The organism is Sinomonas mesophila, from assembly GCF_001999765.1.
In the GTDB taxonomy this organism is placed as follows: Bacteria; Actinomycetota; Actinomycetes; order Actinomycetales; family Micrococcaceae; genus Sinomonas; species Sinomonas mesophila.
The window spans coordinates 1-20084 of sequence record NZ_MTIC01000008.1 but is presented as its reverse complement, the minus strand read 5'-3'; the positions used below and the strand labels follow the sequence as shown (position 1 = coordinate 20084).

The 20084-nt window shown below is 72.1% G+C and carries 16 protein-coding genes; all 16 read left to right on the top strand.

The features are described 5' to 3' along the window. Positions 1-229: 229 nt before the first annotated feature. The 16 genes from BV907_RS13495 to BV907_RS13425 all read left to right on the top strand — a co-directional run bounded on the left by BV907_RS13495 (position 230) and on the right by BV907_RS13425 (position 19796). The gene (locus BV907_RS13495; protein ID WP_077490267.1) at positions 230-1573 is read left to right on the top strand and encodes an aminotransferase class V-fold PLP-dependent enzyme; all 1344 of its coding nucleotides are present in this window, start codon (positions 230-232) and stop codon (positions 1571-1573) included. Further along, positions 1573-2058, top strand: coding sequence for a Fe-S cluster assembly sulfur transfer protein SufU (gene sufU, locus BV907_RS13490; RefSeq protein WP_077490266.1), 486 nt, complete (start codon positions 1573-1575; stop codon positions 2056-2058). Before BV907_RS13495 ends, sufU begins: the two co-directional genes overlap by 1 nt. A gap of 226 nt (positions 2059-2284) precedes the next feature. Beyond that, positions 2285-5044: a helix-turn-helix domain-containing protein gene (locus tag BV907_RS13485; protein ID WP_217697932.1), complete on the top strand. Its 2760-nt coding sequence runs from the start codon at positions 2285-2287 to the stop codon at positions 5042-5044. Between the two features lie 17 nt (positions 5045-5061). Further along, complete coding sequence (locus BV907_RS13480) at positions 5062-7755, top strand: helix-turn-helix transcriptional regulator (RefSeq protein WP_077490264.1); 2694 nt, start codon at positions 5062-5064, stop codon at positions 7753-7755. 309 nt (positions 7756-8064) lie between these two features. Beyond that, entirely contained in the window at positions 8065-9618 is a 1554-nt protein-coding gene (locus BV907_RS13475; RefSeq protein WP_139346776.1) for a sugar transferase, read from the top strand. A gap of 45 nt (positions 9619-9663) precedes the next feature. Next, entirely contained in the window at positions 9664-9822 is a 159-nt protein-coding gene (locus BV907_RS18900; protein ID WP_175637464.1) for a hypothetical protein, read from the top strand. Then, positions 9819-10976, top strand: coding sequence for a DegT/DnrJ/EryC1/StrS family aminotransferase (locus tag BV907_RS13470; RefSeq protein WP_077490262.1), 1158 nt, complete (start codon positions 9819-9821; stop codon positions 10974-10976). Before BV907_RS18900 ends, BV907_RS13470 begins: the two co-directional genes overlap by 4 nt. Further along, positions 10973-11620, top strand: coding sequence for a NeuD/PglB/VioB family sugar acetyltransferase (locus tag BV907_RS13465; protein WP_077490261.1), 648 nt, complete (start codon positions 10973-10975; stop codon positions 11618-11620). Before BV907_RS13470 ends, BV907_RS13465 begins: the two co-directional genes overlap by 4 nt. Beyond that, a complete protein-coding gene (locus BV907_RS13460) occupies positions 11617-12744 on the top strand; it encodes a DegT/DnrJ/EryC1/StrS family aminotransferase (RefSeq protein ID WP_077490260.1) in 1128 nt (375 codons plus the stop codon). Before BV907_RS13465 ends, BV907_RS13460 begins: the two co-directional genes overlap by 4 nt. Before the next feature lie 460 nt (positions 12745-13204). After that, positions 13205-14296 (top strand): hypothetical protein, encoded by a 1092-nt coding sequence (locus BV907_RS13455; RefSeq protein WP_077490259.1) that lies wholly within the window; start codon positions 13205-13207, stop codon positions 14294-14296. 13 nt (positions 14297-14309) lie between these two features. Then, the gene (locus BV907_RS13450) at positions 14310-15128 is read left to right on the top strand and encodes a glycosyltransferase (RefSeq protein ID WP_077490258.1); all 819 of its coding nucleotides are present in this window, start codon (positions 14310-14312) and stop codon (positions 15126-15128) included. Continuing rightward, entirely contained in the window at positions 15118-16401 is a 1284-nt protein-coding gene (locus BV907_RS13445) for a lipopolysaccharide biosynthesis protein (RefSeq protein WP_077490257.1), read from the top strand. Before BV907_RS13450 ends, BV907_RS13445 begins: the two co-directional genes overlap by 11 nt. A gap of 137 nt (positions 16402-16538) precedes the next feature. After that, positions 16539-18188: a glycosyltransferase gene (locus tag BV907_RS13440; RefSeq protein ID WP_245827977.1), complete on the top strand. Its 1650-nt coding sequence runs from the start codon at positions 16539-16541 to the stop codon at positions 18186-18188. After that, entirely contained in the window at positions 18185-18520 is a 336-nt protein-coding gene (locus tag BV907_RS13435) for a hypothetical protein (protein WP_077490256.1), read from the top strand. The genes BV907_RS13440 and BV907_RS13435 overlap by 4 nt, the downstream gene beginning before the upstream one ends. Then, positions 18517-18750, top strand: a complete 234-nt coding sequence (locus tag BV907_RS13430) for a hypothetical protein (protein WP_077490255.1) — start codon at positions 18517-18519, stop codon at positions 18748-18750. Before BV907_RS13435 ends, BV907_RS13430 begins: the two co-directional genes overlap by 4 nt. Continuing rightward, complete coding sequence (locus BV907_RS13425; RefSeq protein ID WP_077490254.1) at positions 18747-19796, top strand: hypothetical protein; 1050 nt, start codon at positions 18747-18749, stop codon at positions 19794-19796. The genes BV907_RS13430 and BV907_RS13425 overlap by 4 nt, the downstream gene beginning before the upstream one ends. Positions 19797-20084: the final 288 nt, after the last annotated feature.

Sequence of the window (20084 nt, the reverse complement as noted above, 5' to 3'; positions counted from 1 at the left end):
GTAGCCCAAGTCACGCTGGCTACAGGCTCCCCAGGACAGAGCCGGCGACGTCGGAACCTCCCCGAGACCAAGGTTCCTCCCCCCAGCCGTCGCCGGCTCTCTGGTGCGCGAGCCCCGTGAGGCCGCGCCCTCACCCCCATGGGACAATGAATTGCGGCACGCCCACGTGCCGTATTCGCCGCAGGCTGTCCCAGGCAGCCTCGATCCGTCCCGCGAAGGAGCCCCAGCCGTGGCCCTGGTGAAGACACCGAGCACCCTGCAGCACGCACAGCCGGCACTCGACGACGCCGAGGTGGAGCGCATCCGGAACGACTTCCCCGCGCTCGCCCAGGAGGTCAACGGCCACCCGCTGGTGTACCTCGACTCGGGCGCCACGAGCCAGAAGCCTCGCAGCGTCCTCGAATCCGAGCAGGAGTTCTACGAGCAGCGCAACGCCGCCGTGCACCGGGGGGCGCACGAGCTCGCGGTTCGCGCGACGGAGGCCTTCGAGGACGCCCGGGCCGCGGTCGCCGCGTTCGTGGGCGTGGACCCCGACGAGCTCGTGTGGACGTCGAACGCGACCGAGGCCGTCAACCTCGTCGCCCAGTCCCTCGCGACGGCCACGGTGTGGGCCGAGCGCGGCCGCGGCGGGGCCGAGACGCGCCGGCTCGCGCTCGGGCCGGGCGACGAGATCGTCGTGACCGAGCTCGAGCACCACGCGAACCTCATCCCGTGGCAGGAGCTCGCCTTCCGCACGGGCGCGACGCTGCGCTGGATCCCCGTGGACGATGCGGGCCGCCTCCGCCTCGAGGACGCCGCCTCCGTCATCGGGCCGCGCACGCGCGTCGTCGCCTTCGCGCACACCTCGAACGTCCTCGGCACCGTGGCCCCGGTCGGGGAGCTCGTCGCGCTCGCGCGTCGCGCCGGCGCCCTCGTGGTCCTCGACGCGTGCCAGTCCGCGCCGCACCTGGCTCTGGACCTGAGGGCCCTCGACGTCGACTTCGCGGTGTTCTCGGGGCACAAGATGCTCGCCCCGACGGGCATCGGCGCCCTGTACGGGCGCCGTGAGCTCCTCGACGCGCTCCCGCCGTTCCTTGTGGGCGGGTCCATGATCACGACCGTGACGATGGAGCGCGCCGAGTACCTGCCCGCGCCCCAGCGGTTCGAGGCGGGCACGCAGCGCATTTCCCAGGCGATCGCCTTCGCGGCCGCCGTCGACTACCTCGCGCACACGGGCATGGACCGGATCCACGCCCGGGAGGCGCAGCTCGGCGAGCGCCTCGCCGAGGGGATCGCTGGGATGGACGGCGTGCGGCTCCTTGGGCCCGGGCCGGGCGAGGAGTGGCATGGAAAGGGCCGGATCGGGCTCGCCGCGTTCGACGTCGACGGCGTGCACGCGCACGACGTCGGCCAGTACCTCGACAGCCGCGGCGTCGCCGTCCGCGTGGGGCACCACTGCGCGCAGCCGCTGCACCGCCGGCTCGGTCTCACGGCGTCGACCCGCGCGAGCGCCTACCTGTACACGACCACCGAGGAGGTCGACGTCTTCCTGGACGCCCTCGCCGACGTGCGCGCCTACTTCGGGGTGGCCTGATGAGCCTCGACTCGCTCTACCAGCAGCTCATCCTCGAGCATGCCAAGGCCCGCCACGGAAGCGGCCTCGACGCCTCGACCGGGAGCGTGGCCCCCGGCAGTGCCGGCGAACTCCCCGTTCCGGGTGTCGGGCAGTCGCACCAGCTCAACCCCGTGTGCGGCGACGAGGTCACGGTGCGCGTCGAGGTGTCCGACGGCGCGATCCGCAGCCTGCGCTGGGAGGGGCAGGGGTGCTCGATTTCGATGGCCTCGGCCTCCGTGCTCCACGGCCTCGCCGAGGGGGCCGGTCTCGGGGAATTCGACGAGCTCGTGGCCGCGTTCCGCGACATGCTCCGCTCTCGCGGGGCTGTGCAGGCGGATCCCGAGGTCCTCGGGGACGCGGCCGCGTTCGAGGGCGTTTCGCGCTACGCGGCCCGGGTCAAGTGCGCGATGCTCGCGTGGGTCGCGGCGGAGGACGCCGCGCGGCAGGCGCGGGCAGAGGACTAGCCACCTCGGTGCCCGGAGGCGAGTACTCGGGATGCCGGGTACTTGCGGGCGCCGGGGGTGTACGCAGCGCATCCCTCGGCCAACTACTTGGCCCCCGCGGGCGAGTACTTGAATTCCCCGCGAACGGCAAACAAACGCTTGTTATAAGAGCGTGCCTGAGTAGCCTTGGAGCCCTAGTCCGTCAGCCAGTGGAGGACCGGGGGCTATGTCCATTGAGCATCTGCCGATGAGGGCAGCGCGCACCGCGTTGGTTGACGCCGCGTTGGTTGACAGTGAGCCGAGCGGCGCGGGCCGGGGCGACGTGGTCGCCGCGAAGCGGCCCGTCGCCCAGGGCCCTTGGCTCGCATCTGGAGCCGACCGGCAGTCCGAGCGGATGCGCTGGGCCGCCCACGCGCGGCGGCGGGAGCTCGAGTCGGCCCTGACGGAGATCTGGCGACCTGGCGTGCTCGGCGTCGTCGTGACGGGCCCCCCGGGGGTCGGGAAGTCCTTCCTCGCCTCCGGCATCGTCGCGGCCCTCGGCCCCGAGACCCACGTCCAGCATGTCCACGCGTCCACCGCGCCGTCGTCCGGCGCCTATTCCGCGCTCGGCTTCCTGCTCGCCCGCGTCGCCCCCGCGTACCTGGAGTCCCCCCTCGGCATCCTGCTGGGCGTCGACGAGCTCGTCCGGAGGGACGCGGCAGGGCGCCAGACGGTGCTGCTCGTCGACACGTCGGCGCCCCTCGACGAGGAGAGCACCGGAGTCATCGCCCACCTGCTCCACGACGGCACAGCCAAGCTCGTCGCCGTCGCCCCACGGCCCGCGGACCTGCCCACGGATCTGGGCCGGCTCGTCCGGGAGGGGAAACTCCGCACGATCCAGCTCGGCACGCTCACGCCACTGCTCACGCGCGAGCTCCTGCTGACGCTCCTCGGCGGCATCGTCTCGCTCTCGGCCGTCTCGTCCCTGTACGAGGCCTGCGCGGGGCACGTCCTGGCCCTTCCGACCATCGTCCGCGGACAGATCGAGCGCGGGAACCTCGTCTCCCGGCGCGGCGTGTGGACCCTGCGCGGGCCCATCGAGTCACCCACGAGCTCGGGTGCGGACGAGCTCCTGCGGGCGCGCTGGGCCAAGGAGCCCCGCGACGTGCGGGAGGTCATCGAGCTGCTCGCCGACGCTCGCCGCGTGCCCCTCACGACTCTCGCCGGCGTCTTCGGCGTCAACGTGATCGTCCACATGGAGGACGCCGGGCTCGTGCGGATCGACGCCACCGCCCAGCGCGGCGTCGCCCTCGCGGAGCCGCGCATGGCGGACATCGTGCGCGAGCGGCTCACGCAGGAACGCCGCCGGCGCCTGCGCGACATGCTCGATCAGGGCACAACCCCAGAACCGTGCGAGGCGCCCGGGGACCTCGTCGCCTACGCGGACTGGTCCCTCGACTCGGGGGCGGGCATCGGCGGCGACCTCCTGGCCTCCGCCGCGGGTGCGGCCATCTCGCTCGCCGACCCCGAGCGCGCCCTCAGGTTCGCCGGGCTCGTCCCGGCGGACCACACCGCCGCCCCCGAGGCCCTGCTGCACCGCGCGGAGGCCCTCGCCCAGCTCGGCCGCTTGGAGGAGGCGCTCGAGGCGCTCGACTCCATCCCGGGCGACAGCGGAGGGCCGGTCGGCGCGGCCAGGCGCGTGCTCCTGCGCTGCAGGATCCTCCGCTGGCTGCCCGGGCGCGAGGATCCGCTCGACGCCATCGCCGCCGTGCGCTCCGAGCTCGCCGCGTCCAGTCGCGAGGCACCCGAGGCGTCCGAGGCCCTCGAGCTGCTCGAGCGCGCCGAGTTCGAGCAGCGCTGCTTCACCGGCAGCTACCGCGGGCTCGCCGACAGGCTGCGGTCAAGCTGGCGCGGTCACGGTGGCAGCGCCGCCTTCCGCGCCGCATGCGGGTTCATGCTCGCCGACGTGTGGTCGGCCACCGGCCGCGCGGACGACGCCGTCGCCCTCGCGGAATCCCTCGTGCAGAGCGGTCCCCGGGGCGTGCTCGGCGCCTTCGATTCAGGCTATGCCGTCCTGCTCGAGGCCTGCCTCCTCGCGGGGCAGTGGTGGCGCTGCCACGACGTCGCAGGCCTGTTCGCCGGGAGCGGGTCGTCCCAGCTGAGGCTCCACGGGGGCGACGTCGAAATCGGGCAGGGCCTGGCCCATCTCCTGGCCGGCCACGGGGAGCGGGCGCTTGAGCCGCTTCTGGCGGGGACTGTGCACCTCGAGGACGCCGGCTTCGGCGGGCGCCTGAGCCTCGCCTACGCCGCGACGGCACTCGCCTTCGCCCAGCTCGGAGACGGGCCAGAGGCGCGCGGCTACCTCGACCGGGCAGCGGCGGCGGACCGCTCCCCGTCCTGGCGGGTCGCGTGGGCCGCAGACTTCTGCACTGCCCTGGCCAAGCGCTGGCTGGGCGACCCCGAGGCCGCCGGGCTGCTCCGGGCGCTCGCGGCGGAGGAAGAGGCTGCAGGGCGATACACGACAGCCTGCCTGGCGCTCTTCGAGGCCACGGTCCGAGAGGATGACGGCCTCGGCCATGTCGAGGCCCTCGCCCGGCACACCGGCTCGCGCTTCACCCGTCTCCTCGGGGCCGTGGCCCGCGGGCGGCGCCTGTGCGACCCTGACGCCCTCCTCGCCGCCGCGGACGACGCGGCAGCCCTCCGGCTCGAGGGGATCGAGGCCCAGGCGGCGGCGCAGGCCGTCGACGTGGCCCGCGACCTCGGCCGCCCCGGTGCCGCGGCCCTCGCCCAGTCCCGGCTCGACGCGCTCGCCGAACGCCTGCCCTCCCTGCCGCTCGTGCCCCGCACGCCCGCCCTCTCACTCACCGCGCGGGAGCGGGAGGTTGCGGCGCTCGCCGCGCGGGGGGCGAGCAACCGGGAGATCGCGGACTCCATGGGGGTCTCGGTCAGGACGGTCGAGGGCCACCTCTACCAGATCTTCACGAAGCTCGGGATCTCCTCCCGAGCCGGCCTGGCCGGGCTCATCTAGGGCGGGGACACGACGTCATGGAGGGGCGAGAGCACAGAGGCCAAGACCGCCGTCGGAGAGCCCTCAGCGCCGCCCTGGAGGACTCCCTCGGCGGCAGCGATTCCGTGAGCCTCCTCATCACCGGCGAGGCAGGGTCCGGGAAGAGCACCCTCCTGAACAGGGTCGTCAGCTCGCTCCCGCCCCGCGAGGCCGTCCGGCGCGTGATAGCGAGCCACGCCCTCCGCTCCGTTCCCTACGGGGCCCTCGCCCCCCACCTCCGGAGCAGTGGGCCCCTCCCGGCGCTCGACCCCGTGAGCGTGCTGCGAGCCGTCTGGGCGGATCTCGGCTCCCACAGCGCCGAGGGGCGCGGCGTCGTCGTCGTGGTGGACGACGCCCACGACCTCGACGAGGCGAGCGCCGGCATCCTCGCGGAGATTGCTGCCTCCTCGCAGCTGCGACTCCTGGCCGCGGCGCAGACTCACCCCGGCCTGCCCCATGCGCTGCTCAAACTATGGAACGACGGCATGGCCGAGCATCACGAGCTCGAGCCGTTCTCGGTGGAGGAGACCGCCGAGGCCGCCGAGCAGCGGCTCGGCGGCCGGCTCAGCCGGCTCGCCGCCGCCGTCCTCCAGCGGATCAGCGGGGGCAACCCCCACCTGCTGGCGCGGCTCCTCGAGGAGGCGAGCTCCGGGGGAGGGATCGTGGCGGAGGACGGAGTCTGGGTGCTCCGGCCCTCCTTCGAGAGCACCGGCGCGGCTCTCGCGGAGACGATCGGGGCCGAGCTGGACGTCTTGGCGCCCCGCGAGCGGGACGCCGTGGTCCTGGTCGCGCTCGCCGAGCCGCTCGCGGAGGCCGGAGTGCTCGACGCCGACGTCGTGGCGCGGCTCGTCGAGACCGGCTGGCTCAGGCAGACAGCCGACGGCCTCCGCGTGGCCCAGCCCATGCGCGCCGATGCCATCTGCCACGTCACGACAGCGTCCCGAAAGCTCCAGATGCGCGAGCGGATCGCACTTCATGCGGTCCCGGCCGGGCTCCATTGGCTGCGCCGGCTGGAGCTCGACCTCGACTGCGGCGTCCACGTGCCCGATGAGGTGATCGCCAGGGGGCTCGCGGAGGCGCTCGCGGGCGGCCGACCAGGCCTCGCCCTCACGTTCGGCCGCTTCCTGCGCTCCCCCGCGGAGCGCTTCCGCCTGCGCGTCGGCATCGCACGCGCCCTTCACGACCTGGGCGACACGAGCGTCGCGATCGAGGTCCTCGAGCAGAAACCCGATCAGGCAGCCTCCCCGGGCGCGCTCCTGTCCGGCAGCCTCCTGCTCGCCCACCTCCGGCTGGCCTTCCGCCAGGACGGCTCGATTGCCGGCGACCTCGGCCGCCTCCGCGCGCGTGCGGCGCTGCTCGCTGCCCGAGGCCAGGCGGATCCGGCCCTGCTGGAGTCGGTCGAGGAACACTGCGCCCTCGTCGATGCCCTGTGCGCCGCCGACCGCGGCGACTACGGCGTCGTGGATTCGCTCTTGGCCGAGGCAGGAGGGAGGGATGCCCCCGGGGCCCGCCCGGCGGACACGGCGCCCACTCTGGCCGGGCGCGAGGGGCTCCCCGGCCAGCGCGCGACAGGCCAGCTCCTGCGGAAGCTCCTGGATGCCGAGAGCCGCTTTGCCGAGGGCCGCTTCGCCGCGGCCGCGGAGACCTCGACGGCACTGCTGGGGGCGACGGACGCGGACGGCGAGTTCCTGCCCATCGCCGAGAGTGCGTTCGCGCTGCGCCTTCTGGCGGGCCTGCACTGCGGGGGCTGGGACCTCGGCGACGAAGAGCTCGGGCACGCCCTCGAAGCGAGGTCCCGCAGTGCGGTCGCGCGCGGCCCGGCGCTCCTGTGCGGCCGGGCCTATGGGCTCGTGCGCAGGGGCCGCTTCGGCGATGCCGCGGCGCTCCTGCCCGAGGCCGTCGCGAGTCTGCGGGTCCACGACCCGCACCAGCTCCTCGGGGTCGCGACCGCCCTTGCCGCCGTCGCCGCGGCCGCCGTGGGCGACGAGCGCCGCGCCGTCGCCTGGCTCGCTGAGGCCGAGTCCGCCGCCGGGCGGGGAAACCACGTGCGGCGCGTGCTCGCGGAGCTGCACCGCGCCGTCGCCCGCCATCGGCTCGGGGAGCCGCATGCGCTCAGCGGCCTGCACGCCACTGCGCGCCGCGAGGGCGGCGCGGGGCTGCCAGGCCTCGAACTCGTCGCCGAGATCCTTGCGCTCGAGCTCGGGGATACGGCGCCGGCCCAGCGCGTGGTCGAGCTGATCCCCGCCGCGGAGGGCGCGTGGGCGCACGCGTGGGGCGCCTGGGCGCGGTCCGTCCTCGACGCGAGCGCCGGAAGCTATCTCGAGGCGGGGCAGGCCTTGGTGCGCCTGGGGCTCCCCCGGCAGGCCCGCTCGGCCTACGCCCGCGCGGCACAGGCCCTCGACCGGGACGGCGACCGGGTCGCCGCGCGACGCGCGGGCTCCCTCGCCAGGCAGTGCGCCGCCGACGGCGGCCAGGGGCTGCCCGTCTCGCCCGAGGAGCAGTTCCTCACCGCCCAGCAGCTCACGGCTCGGGAGCACGGCATCGTCCTCCTCGCCCTCGAAGGGCTTGCCGACCGGGACATTGCCGAGCGGCTCTCCATCTCGGTCCGCACGGTCGAGGGGCACCTCCACCGCAGCTACGTTAAGCTCGGCGTGCGCGGCCGGGACGAGCTGCCCGAGGCAGTGCTCGACTGACCCCTCCCCATCGTTTCGGGTACGGATCTCGACGCCAAAAGGCCGTTCCGGGTACGCGACCGCATACCCGGAACGCCCTTTCGCGGTCGAGATCCGTACCCGAAACCTCAGGAGAGGTCCTGAGGCCGCACGGCTCCCTCCGAGTAGTCCGGCGCTGGCGGCCCGGCGCAACTGAGTACCGCCCGGGTGCCGCCGGCCTCTCGGCTCCGCGCAGATCGCGTACCCGGTACTCGTGTGCCGCCGGGCACCGCCCGATGTACTTGAACGAGAAACAGGGCAGCTCCCATCCGTTCCTCTCGGAGGCCCATCATGGTGGCACAGCACACCGAGCACCGGCGCCAGGCAGCTATGGGCGGCCTCGGCATGATGTCGACGCACGCGTCCTGGTCGCCCAGCCGAGTGTCCGGGCTCATCCCGCCCCCACGCCCGCGCATCGCCCGGTCGGCCGCAGCCGAGGCCTGGCCACGTCGCTATGCGAGGTTCCTGCGCGTGACAGACGCCGCCGTCGTCCTCTCCTGCATCCTGGGCAGCTACGCGTTTGCCCCCTCATGGCTGACCGACGGCGCCGGCGCCGAGCCTTTCCCCGGCATCCTCGCGGTCCTCGGGCTCGCGTGGATCGTGGCGCTCGGGGCCTACCGGAGTCGTGAGGCCTCGGTGTTCGGCGTCGGTTCGGACGAGTACAAGCGCGTCGTGACCGCCACGATGCACGTGTTCGGCGGCGCCGCGATGGTCATGTTCATCCTCCAGGTCGAGTTCCCGGGGGCGCTGTTCGGCGTCGTGCTCTCCGCGGGGATCCTCGGGCTGCTCGCCTCGCGCTGGCTCAGCCGCACCTGGCTCAAGCGCCAGCGCCGGGACGGGCTGTACCTGACTCCCGCCGTCGTTGTCGGCAAGCCGGAGGACGTCCGCTACGTGGCCCGCCGCATCGCGGAGTACCCCGGGGCCGCGTACAACGTGCTCGGCGTCGCCCTCCCCGGCGGACGGCGTGGCCAGAGCCTCACGGTCCAGGGCGAGCGGCTCCCGGTGCTGTGCTCGACGGACGACGTCGTGCGGACGGTCGCGCTCAAGCATGCCGCCGCCGTCATCGTCGCCGGCCACGTCCCCGGCGGCACCCAGTACATCCGGGAGCTCGGCTGGCGCCTCGAGGAGCACGGGGTCGAGCTCGTGCTGTCCTCGGGCCTGACGAACGTGGCCGGCCCACGGATCCACTGGCGCCCCGTCGAGGGGCTTCCCCTTATGGAGGCCGAGCTGCCCTACTACTCCGGCGCCAAGCACTGGGCCAAGCGCGGCCTCGACATCGTGCTCGCCGCGTGCGCCCTGCTCGCGCTCTCGCCGCTCCTGCTCGCGCTCGCCCTCGTCGTCCGGCTCGACTCCGGGGGGCCGATCCTGTTCCGGCAGGAGCGCATCGGCCGCGGCGGGGCACCCTTCAGGATGGTCACCTTCCGCACCATGGTTCCCGGCGCCGAGGCCCTGCCCGAGGGCCTGACGAACGGCAGCGACGCCCACGGCGTCCTGTTCACGATGCGCGACGATCCACGGATCACCCGCTGCGGGCGCTGGATGCGCCGGTACTCCCTCGACGAGCTCCCGCAGCTGTTCAACGTCCTCGAAGGCACCATGAGCCTGGTCGGGCCGCGGCCCCCGCTGCCCCGCGAGGTCGCCGACCGCGAGGGCTATCCGCACCGGCGGATGCTCATCAAGCCCGGCATCACGGGCCTGTGGCTGAGCAACGGCCGCTCCGAGCTCTCGTGGGACGACGCCGTCCGCCTCGACCTGTACTACGTCGAGAACTGGTCCCTGACCGGAGACCTGAGGATCCTCTGGCGTGCCTTCCGGGCAATCGTCGACCCCGTCGGGGCGTCGTGAACAACCCCCTACGTGACACCCATGGAAGTGAAGGAGCACAGTCTGATGCCAGATCATCTGCTCGCCGACGGACGCTTCACCGTCTCCGAGGCGGCCGCCGAGCACGGCGTGGACAAGGTGGTCTTCGCTTCGAGCGCGTCCGTCTGCGGGCGGCGGCCCCTGCGGGACGAGATCGCCGCGGCGAGGGCGGTGGCGGTCCCATGAGCATCCAAGACGGCCAGGTCGAGCGGATCAGCGTCATGAAGCCGTGGCTCGGCGAGGATGAGGCCGAGGCCGTGAGCGAGGTCATCGCCTCTGGCTGGCTCGCGCAGGGCCCCCGCGTGGCGATGTTCGAGGAGGCGTTTGCGGCCGCTCATGGCGTGCCGCACGCCGTCGCCCTCTCGAGCTGCACCGCGGCGCTGCACCTCGCCCTCGTCCTCGTCGGCGTCCGCCCGGGCACCGAGGTGGTCGTGCCCTCGCACTCGTTCATCGCCACCGGCAACGCGCCGAGGTATCTCGGCGCCGCGACCGTGTTCGCCGACGTCGAGCCGCTGCACGGGAATGTCACGGCCACCACGCTCGTGCCGCACCTGAGCGAGCGGACGTCCGCTGTCGTCGTCGTCGACCAGGGCGGCATGCCCGCCGACATCGACCCGATCCTGCGCCTCTGCCACGCCCGTAGGATCCCCGTCATCGAGGACGCGGCGTGCGCGGCCGGCTCGGAATACCACCACCAGCCCGTCGGGCGCAGGGCGGACGTGACCGTGTGGTCGTTCCACTCCCGCAAGCTCCTCACGACGGGGGAGGGCGGAATGCTCACAACCTCCCGGGGCGACTGGGCGCAGCGCGCCCGGCGCCTGCGGCAGCACGGGATGGACGTCTCCGCCGAGTCCCGCCAGTCGTCCCTCCCAGCCCCGCAGGAGCGCTACCTCGAGCTGGGCTTCAGCTACGGGATGACCGACCTCCAGGCGGCGGTCGGGCTCGTGCAGCTCAGCCGCCTCCCGGCGATCGTGGCCCGTCGGCGCAGCCTCGCCGGGCTCTACCGCCGCCGTTTCACCGGTGTCCAGGGCCTTGTGCTCGCTGGCGACCCGCTGTGGGGGCGGACCAACTACCAGTCGCTGCGGCTCGACGTCATGCCCACGTTCTGGGCCTCCCGCGAGGACGTGCTCGAGCAGCTCGCGGCGGACGGCGTCTCCGCGCGGCGCGGCCTCATGTCCGCGCACCGCGAGCCGGCCTTCTCCCGGAACGCCCACCGGCCCCTGCCCGTCTCGGAGTGGCTGAGCGACAACTCGCTCATCCTCCCGCTGTACCACGAGATGACGGAGGACGACGTCGACCGCGTCGTCGCCTCGGTCCTGCGCACCGGCCGCCACGGATGAGCGAGCTCCTGCTTCTGGCCGCGAGCGGGCTCGCGCGCGAGGCGATGGCCATGGTCCGCGAGGGCGACGACTACGACGTCGTCGGGATCCTCGACGACGATAAGTCCCTGAGGACCACCGAGGTCGACGGCGCCCACGTCCTGGGGCCGTTCGAGCTCGTCCAGGCCTACCGCCACGCGCAGGTCGCCCTCTGCATGCGGTCGGGCGCGGCACGGGAGCGGGCCGTGGACCGGCTCGCAGGGCTCGGCTTCGACGCAAGCCGGTACGCGACGCTCGTCCATCCGAGCGCCGTCATCCCGGAGGGCTGCATCGTCGGGCGGGGGAGCATCCTGCTGGCCAACGTCGTGCTCACCGCCGACGTCTTCCTGGGCGAGCACGTCGTGGTGATGCCCGGCGTCGTCCTGACGCACGACGACGTCGTCGACGACTTCGCGACCCTCGCCGCGGGCGTGTGCCTCGGAGGGTCGGTGCGCGTGGGCCGGGGGGCGCACCTCGGAATGAACGCGAGCGTGCGCGACCGGACGCTCGTCGGGGCGTATTCCATGGTCGGGATGGGGGCATCTGTGGTCAGAAACGTGCCGGAGCGCGAGACGTGGGTCGGCGTCCCCGCGGCCCGGCTGGACGAAGGAGGTGATGTGGCATGACCGAGGCCGTGCCGGCATTGCGGGTCCCGCTCGTGGACCTCGCCGCGCAGTTCGCGGACATCGAGGAGGACGTCGTACCCGACCTCCTGCGGGTGCTGGAGTCCGGTGCCTTCATCGGCGGGCCCGAGGTGGCGGCGTTCGAGTCCGAGTACGCAGCCTTCCTCGGCACCCCCCACTGCATCGGGGTCGCGAATGGCACCGATGCGCTCGAGCTCGCCCTGCGCGCCGTGGGCGTGCGGGCAGGGGGAGAAGTAGTCCTGCCCGCCAACACGTTCATCGCCACGGCGGAGGCCGTGGCACGGATCGGCGCGCGGCCCGTGCTCGTAGACGTCGATCCGGATCACCTGCTGATCGACCCGGACAGGGTGGCCGAGGCAGTGGGTCCTAAGACGCAGGCCATCGTCCCGGTCCACCTGTTCGGCCAGACTGCCCCCGTCGAGCGGATCATTCCCCTGGCGCTCGGCGGGGGCGCCGCCGTCGTCGAGGACGCCGCGCAGGCGCAGGGCGCGCGCCGCCACGGCCGGGCGGCCGGATCCCTCGGCCACGTGGCGGCGACGAGCTTCTACCCCGGCAAGAACCTCGGCGCGGCCGGGGACGCCGGGGCCGTCGCGACCCATGATCCGGGCATCGCCACGGACGTGCGGCTCCTCGCCGCGCACGGCAGCCGCGAGAGGTACGTCCACGAGCGCGTCGGGGTGAACTCCCGCCTCGACGCTCTCCAGGCCGTCGTGCTCCGCGCGAAGCTGCGCCTGCTCGCGGAGTGGAACGCACGACGGCGGGCGGCGGCATCGCGGTACGCGCAACTACTTGCGGGGGTGTCCGAGATCGCCCTGCCCCGGAGCCTGCCCGGTAACGAGGACGCCTGGCACCTGTACGTGGTGCGGTGCCTCGAGCCAGGCCGCAGGGACACCGCCCTGTCCTCCCTGCACGCGGCGGGGATCGGCGCGGGCGTGCACTACCCCGTGCCCGTGCACCTCACCCGCGCCTTCGCGCACCTCGGGTACGGGTCGGGTTCGTTCCCCGTGGCTGAGGGCGCCGCGAAGCAGATCCTCTCGCTGCCCATGCACCCTCACCTGACGGTGGAGCAGCAGGAGTTCGTGGCCGAGGTGCTCACGGCATGCTGAGAGGTGGGCTGGGTGAACGACGGAAGGCCATCGGGACTAGGTACCGGCGCAGGATTCCCCACGTAGGACGCGAGATAAGAGGAACCATAAGCGAGTACTCACTACTGGTGTTTACCTTGCCGGCCGACGATACGCTCAAATTTCGGGCAGAGTCAGCTCTTACACGTTCTCGGTCGGGGTTCGCATCCCTGGCGCTGAGCGCTGGTGCGGCTCTCCTGCGGCAGGGCGTCCCATTGGGCAGAGTCTACACACGCCATGAAGAGGTGAGGCATTTGTCTCTTGCCACCGAGCCCCCGCCTTCGTTCGCCAAGCCATCGGCAGCTGCCTGCGCGTTCGCGTCGACACGGGTCCACTCGTCACCAACCGCCACCGCGACGACACCGCGGACACCGTCGACACGGCCGACACGGCCGACACGGTCCACACCATCCAACTGACACCACCAAGACAGGGGACGACCATGCGCACCCGGCAGACCAAGGCATTGCACTTCGACATCCACGGCCGCGTCACGATCAACGTCGATGCGAAGGCTCCGGCCGCGGCCCAGCTTCAGACCATGTTGGCATGTTTCGCCACCGACACCGAACGGCAGGCCGACATCGTCGTCGATGACCGGCCGGAGCCCATGCCGGATGCGGGTCTGCTCGAGCACGAGCTCGCGTACACGGAGAAGAGCGCGCGTTTCAATGCCGATCGGGTCCAGGTCGTGAGGGACGCAGAGCAGTGGCGCATTCACGGGCCGGGCGAGCTGTTGACCTCCGTGGTGCCTGTTCTCGATGCCGCCATGGTCGGTCGGGGAGCAGGCATGATCCACGCGGCAACAATGGCGTACCGGGGTCACGCAATCGCGCTTCCCGCCGCCGGAGGGACCGGCAAGACGAGCACGGTCGCCAAGCTGATGCGGCGCGAGGGGTGGTCGTTCATGGGCGACGACTGGGCCTTCCTCTCCGAGGACGCCACGCTGCTCGGCTACGCCAAGCCGATGTTCATCAAGCCGCACCACCGGACCATCTACCCGCACCTGTTCCAAGGTGTCCGGAAGCCCCTCGTTCCGTCACAGCTCTCGAACAGCGTCAGCCGCCTCACCACCGTGGTGCACCCGTACGTCATCCGCTATCCGCGCCTCGCGGACTTCTCCCGGCGATGGTCGCCGGAGCACCGCATGGTCGCCCCGGGGACCGCGTTCCCGGGGCGGGAAGTGACGACCTCGGCCCCGCTCGCGGCTGCCGTCTACGTCGAGCGCTTCGAGGGCACCCGGTCTAGGATCGTCGAGCGGACGAGCGAGTGGATGGTCGACCGCATGCTCGGCAACTTCCACATCGAGATGGCCGGCTTCTCGCAGCGGGTCGTGACCGGCCTGGCGGCAACGTCCGTCGTCCCGTGGCGCGAGCACTTCACGGCGAAGGGGGTCGTGCTGAACAAGGCGCTCGACGGACGGCCCTGCCACTTGCTGCAGGTGCCCTCCGCGTACACGGCGGACGAGGCGTCGGACGACATCGTCCGGTATCTCGACGAGCTGCTGCCGTCAGTCCTCGACGAGCAGGCCTGAGGGGTGGGAGACAGTGGGTAACAGCTCTGCCGAGGTCACCGCCGTCGTTCCGGCCCGGAACGCGGAGCGCCTGCTCCCGCGCTGTCTGGAGGCCCTGCGCCAGTCCGGTGTCGCCGAGATCATCGTGGTGGACGGATTGTCCACCGACGGCACCGTCGACCTCGCCCTCGCGGCCGGTGCTCGGGTCCTGAGTGACGAGGGCCGCGGCCTGCCGTGGGCCCGGACGCTCGGTGTGCGGAGCAGCAGCACTCGCTGGGTCCTGCTCGTCGACGCCGACGTCGTGTTCGGGCCCACCGGAGTCGCCGACCTGCTCACGGAGCTGGTCGAGGGCGGCTACGACGCCCTCCAGGCCGGTCTGGAGAGTGTCGCTGGGCCGGGCTACTGGGGGCAGGCGCTGGCACACCACCATCGCACCGGGCGCAGCCGCAACTGGTTCGGGCTCGTGGCGACGATGGTCGACCGAGACCTGATGCTGGGTATGGGTTTCGATGACTCGTTCAAGTCGGGGGAGGACATCGAGCTGCGTTGGCGGATGCGGGAGTCAGGGCTGCGGACGGGAGTGTCACGACGGGTCGTCGTCGAACATCGTTTCGCCTCAGACGACTTCGACTTCGCGCTCGACCAGTTCCTCATGGACGGAACGGGATTGGGACGGATGATCCGCAAGCACGGCTGGCGCGGTGCCAGGTTGGCGCTGCTGCCCGCCGCCGCGGCAGCTCGGGGCAGCGCCTTGAGCCTCGCCGCGGGCCAGCCTCGGTGGCTGCGCTACTACGTGGCCTTCTGCTGGTACAACTACGCGGGCATGGCAAGGAGTCTCGGTCGTGAGCACTGAACTGGGAAACGCTGTCACGGAGGTCCCAACGGTCCGGCACTCCGCCCTGCGCAGCTCCCTCGGCCTCATCGTGGCCAAGGCCGCCCAGACGGGTGCTGGCTTCGCCTTCTGGATCATTGCCGCGCATGCGACGTCTGTCCGTGAGGTCGGGCTTACCACGGCCGCGGTCTCGGCCGTGATGATCTGCACGCAGCTGGCAGTGCTGGGCGCCGGGTCGGCCGTGATCGTCTCGGTGGGACGAGGGGAGTCGCCCGCGCGAGTGCTGGACGCAGCGTTCGCCATCGTGGGGATAGCCGGCACCGTGCTGGCCCTCGGCTACCTCGTGCTGCAGTCGGTGGTGGCGCCGGACACGGCCGTGACATCGGTTCTCTTCTGGCTCACGTTCCTCGTGGCTGCCGTCACCGGCACTCTGGTCATCGTGCTGGACCAGGCGCTCGTGGCGCTGGGACGCGGCGCCAGTGCGACCTTGAGGTACGCGCTGGGCGGCGGGGTCTCACTCGGGGCTGCGGCGCTCGTGGCCTGGCTGGCGCATGGCGCCTCCGCCGACGTGCTGATGGCCTGCTGGACCCTCGGGTCGACCGTGACGTGCGTCGTCGGTGCGGTCCAGCTGCGAAGACTGGTCGGCTACCGGCCGCGACCGTCCTTGCGCTCGGCGCGCGGCCGTCCCCTGCTGGCGCTGGGCATTCCGCACCAACTCCTCACCCTTACCGAGCGGGCCCCAGGGCTGGTGCTGCCGCTCCTGCTCGCGCACATGGTAGCGCCGGAGGCCGCTGCCTACTGGTATCCCGCATGGATGGTGGCCTGGGCCGCCTACACCGCTCCGACGCTGATGGGCATCGTCCAGTTCTCCGAGGGTGTCCGCGACCCGGCCCGCCTGGTGTCGACCACCATGGCGAGTCTTCGTTGGTCGCTCGCCATAGGAGGTCTGGCTGCCGCCGTCCTCGCCCTCTTCGCTCACCCGCTGCTCAGTCTGCTGGGGGAGCGGTACGCCGACTCGTCCGCCGGCGCTCTTCAGTGGTTGGCGGCCGGACTGGTGCCTTACGCGGTGCTGCAGGCCTACAACGCCGTATGCCGGGTCCGCGGTCACTCCGTGGAGGCGATCGTGGTCGGCGTGATGCTCGGCGTCGCCCTCTGCGCCTCGGCGCTGTCGGCCGCCGAGAGGGGCGCCAGCGCGATGGCCCTGACATGGCTGGTGGTGCTCTCCATCGGGGCCGCGGCGGTCGGCGTCCGGCTGGTCGCCGTCCTTCGGCGCGTCGCGCGGGAGGCGCGATGAGTCGCGTGATCACCGGAAGGCTCGATGCGACCATCCGCACCATGGGGCGCTGGAAGCCCCGTGAGGTGTGGTGCGCAGTGGCGGGCGCTGTGTCGCTGGCGCTTGCTGTGGGGGCTGCATCCACGGTGGCCGTGCCGGTGAGCAGCGATCTGGGCCTCGTCGCCGTGCTGCCCTACCCGTTCTGGATCGGGGTCCTGCTCCTGAACATCGCCTTCATTGTGGCGCTGCGGGGGGATGCCGCGGGTCCGGCGCGCCGACTGGTCATGCTGTGGCTCATCGTGGCGCTCGTGCTCGTGCTCTTCGGGACCGCGGCCTTCGTGACGGACGTGCCGCGGGGGGAGGTCGCGTTCCGTCATCTTGGCGTCGCGGATGCTCTCACGAACAGCCAGGGGATCAACCCAAGAATCGACGCGTACTTCAACTGGCCGGCCTTCTTCGCCCTCCTGGCGACGGTGCTCCAGGCAACCGGTCTCGACCCCATAGCCGTTGCCCTGTGGGCGCCGGTGCTCAACATGGGTCTGTGGCTCGCTGCCCTGGGCGTGCTGGTGCGCTACCTGACGAGCGATCCGCGCCGGCGCTGGCTCGTGCTGTGGATCTTCTGCCTTGGAAACTGGCAGGACCAGGACTACCTGTCTCCTCAGGCCTTCGGCTTCTTCCTGTACCTCGTCGTGGTCGCGCTCATCATCGGCCCTTTGGCCGCGCGGCCGTCCGAGTTCCGCGGCTTCCGACGCGCCGATCTGGCGGCGTGGTGGCGAGGGCGGACGCCCGCCGATCCCCGGCCGGCGCACAGGGTGAGCGCCCTCGCGGTGACCCTCCTGCTCGTCACGGTCATCTGCGCGAGCCATCAGCTGACGCCGTTCATGGTGCTCATCGCCCTGACCGCGCTCACCCTGACTGGACGTCTCTGGCCCAGCCGGCTGCCTCTGATCACCGCGGTCATTCTGGGGCTCTGGCTCGCCTTCCCCGCGAGCACCTTCCTCGCCGGGCACCCGCCGCTGCTTGACGCAGGGATTCCGGCCGCGCTCGAGGCGAACGTCGTCGACCGCTTGAGCGGGAGCGCTGGGCATGTGATCGTGGTCCAGGTCCGGATCGTTCTCACCCTCGTGCTGTGGGCGCTGGCCGTCGCGGGGGCAGTGCGCGACTGGCGCAGCGGCCGTCTAGACCTCCGCGTGGTCCTCCTCGCGGTCACCCCACTGCTGCTCTTCCCCGTTCAGTTGTACGGCGGGGAGATGCTCATCCGCGTCTCGCTGTTTGCCCTGCCTTTCATTGCCTTCCAGGCGTGCTCGGTCCTGCTTCCCACGGGCGGCAGCACACGCCCCTCCTTCCGCGCCGCGGGTGTCCTTGTGCTCACCGGGTTCCTGCTGGCTGTGCTGACCGTGACGGGCCGGTTCGGGAACGCCCAGTATGACGTCTTCACCGACGGTGAGATCGCCGCCGTCGCCGCCGTGCAGCGTTTCGCGCCCCCCGGCTCGGCGATCATCTCGGCTGCCCACCCGACGCCGTGGCGCAGCGAGGCCTACCTCGAACACCGGTACCGGACGATCGACGATCTGTGCCGGAACGACTTGGCGACGGCGACGTGCGGCCCCCTCGTCTACGACTACGCCCGGCGCAACCCTGCCGGCGCCGTCGTGCTGCTCACGCGCTCGTCGAAAGCGAGTCTCGTGCTCCAGGGCGCCAGCAGCGCGGGCGGCCTGGCCGAGCTGGAGGCGTGGCTGAGCTCGCAGGACGGCGTGGAGCTCGCGTTCGGCAACGCCGACGCACGCGCGTATCGGGTGACGCCATGAGCGGCGTCAGCAGGCCCACCGTGGCGCTCGGTCTCGCGGCCGTGGCGCTGTCTCTGGTGACGCTCGTCGGGCTGCCGACACCGCTGCAGGCAGCCGCCGCGATAGCCGTCCTCATCCTGCTCCCGGGGCAGGCACTGACCAGGCTCACGCCGGTGACCGACCCCACGCTCGGCGCGCTGCTCGTCCTGGTGCTTGGCCTCGGCGCGCTCACGGCGGTGTCCACGGCCATGTTCTACCTCGCTGTGTGGTCGTGGCAGGCGTGTGTCGTCACGATGGGCGTCACCACCGTCCTGGCCTGCGTGGCACGCGGACGGAAGGAGGTTGCGTCATGATCGATCTGGCCGGGCTGCTCGTGGCTGCCGCCCTGCTCATCACCCTCGTCGCGATCGAGGTGCAACGTGCCGGTGCGGACAGCGCGGGATCGGACAGCGCCGGACCGGACACTGGGCGGCCCACACGCGCGAGGCTCCTCAGCCGAACAGCGAGCCGCAGCATCGTCGCCGTCCTCTGGGCGATGTGCCTGCTCCTCGTCCTTCCACGCGTGCTGGGACTGCTGGTGTGAGCCGCGCGGCGCGGTGGTGGCTCCTCAGCGACCTCCATCTGGGCGCGTTCGACGACGACCCCCGCCGCCCCGGCAGAGTGCTGAGCGAGTTCCTCCGCCGCGAGGTGCTGGCAGCCTCCGGGCCGCTGCAGCACGTCGCCTTCGTCGGTGACACGTTCGAGCTGGTTGGGTTCGCCGAGGATGAGAGCCTGGCCCGGCTCGAGTCCATCCTCACCCGCCACGTCGACACGTTCCGGGCGCTGGAGGCGTGTGCGGCGCGTGGCGTGCAGCTGCACTTCGTGTGCGGCAACCACGACGTCGAGCTGGCCCGGCCCGCGGTTGCCTCCCGTCTGTCGGCGCTGCTGTCACCCGTCGAGCCCACGCGGGTCCGGGTGCACCCGTGGTTCCTGCACGTGCCCCACGTGCTCGTGGCCGAGCACGGGCATCAGCACCACGCGCTGCACCGGATTCCCGAGCTGCTCCGAACGGCGATCAATGGCACCGACGAGCTGGATCCACCACCGCTTGCCGCCTGGAACGCTCCTCCGAGGTCGCGCCTGAGGCGTGCCGGGGCCGTCGCCCGGGCGTGCCTGGCCTCCGAACGGGCGGAACGACGCATCCGGGAGCTCGCCTACGACGAGCTATTGCAGGCCGAGTCACTGCGACTCGGCCTCGATGGGGCTGCCGTCCGGGACCTGGCGCGCCTGTCCAGGTTCCGGACGGTGTCGGCGCTACCGCTCGCCGGGACTCGCATGGTGCTCGCGGCCGCCGGGCGCAGAGTCACCGGCGAGAAGGCTCCTGCTGCAGCGGGCCGGTTCGCGCGTACCCTCGAGGCGCACGGTTCCGGAGTGCCCTGGTACGTCTCGGGCCACACCCATCGGGCCGTCGAGTCGGCCCTCGAGGCGTGCCCCACCCGGTACGTCAACACCGGCACGTGGTCTTCAGACGTCCGCGGTCGCGGACCTGACCAGTCGGACCGTCTGGCGTTCCCGTACGCCGTGGTAGACGTCGCCCCCGACGGCGCCACCAGCGGCGGTCTGCGGTACTGGCGCCCGGACGGTGGCTGAGCCGTACCGGTGTCAGCGCCACCGCCCGGGCGGGCTGCTCCGCGAAGTGTTCGAAGTCCTCTGCGGAGCGGGGTCTGCTCTGGGTGCCGGGCGCCGGTGTGGGCTTCGGCGGTCCGTCGCGCGGAGGTGACCGGGCCTCTGGCGGCCGGCTCAGAGAGGAACTGGGCAGATCTCATGGCCGCCGAAGGTCCGTTCTTCTGGCCGCCAGCGGACACTTCGTGGCCGCCTAGGGCGTGTTGCTAAAGCTGGCGTTGAGCCATGCGAGTGATGCGGCGAGGGTGATTGCGG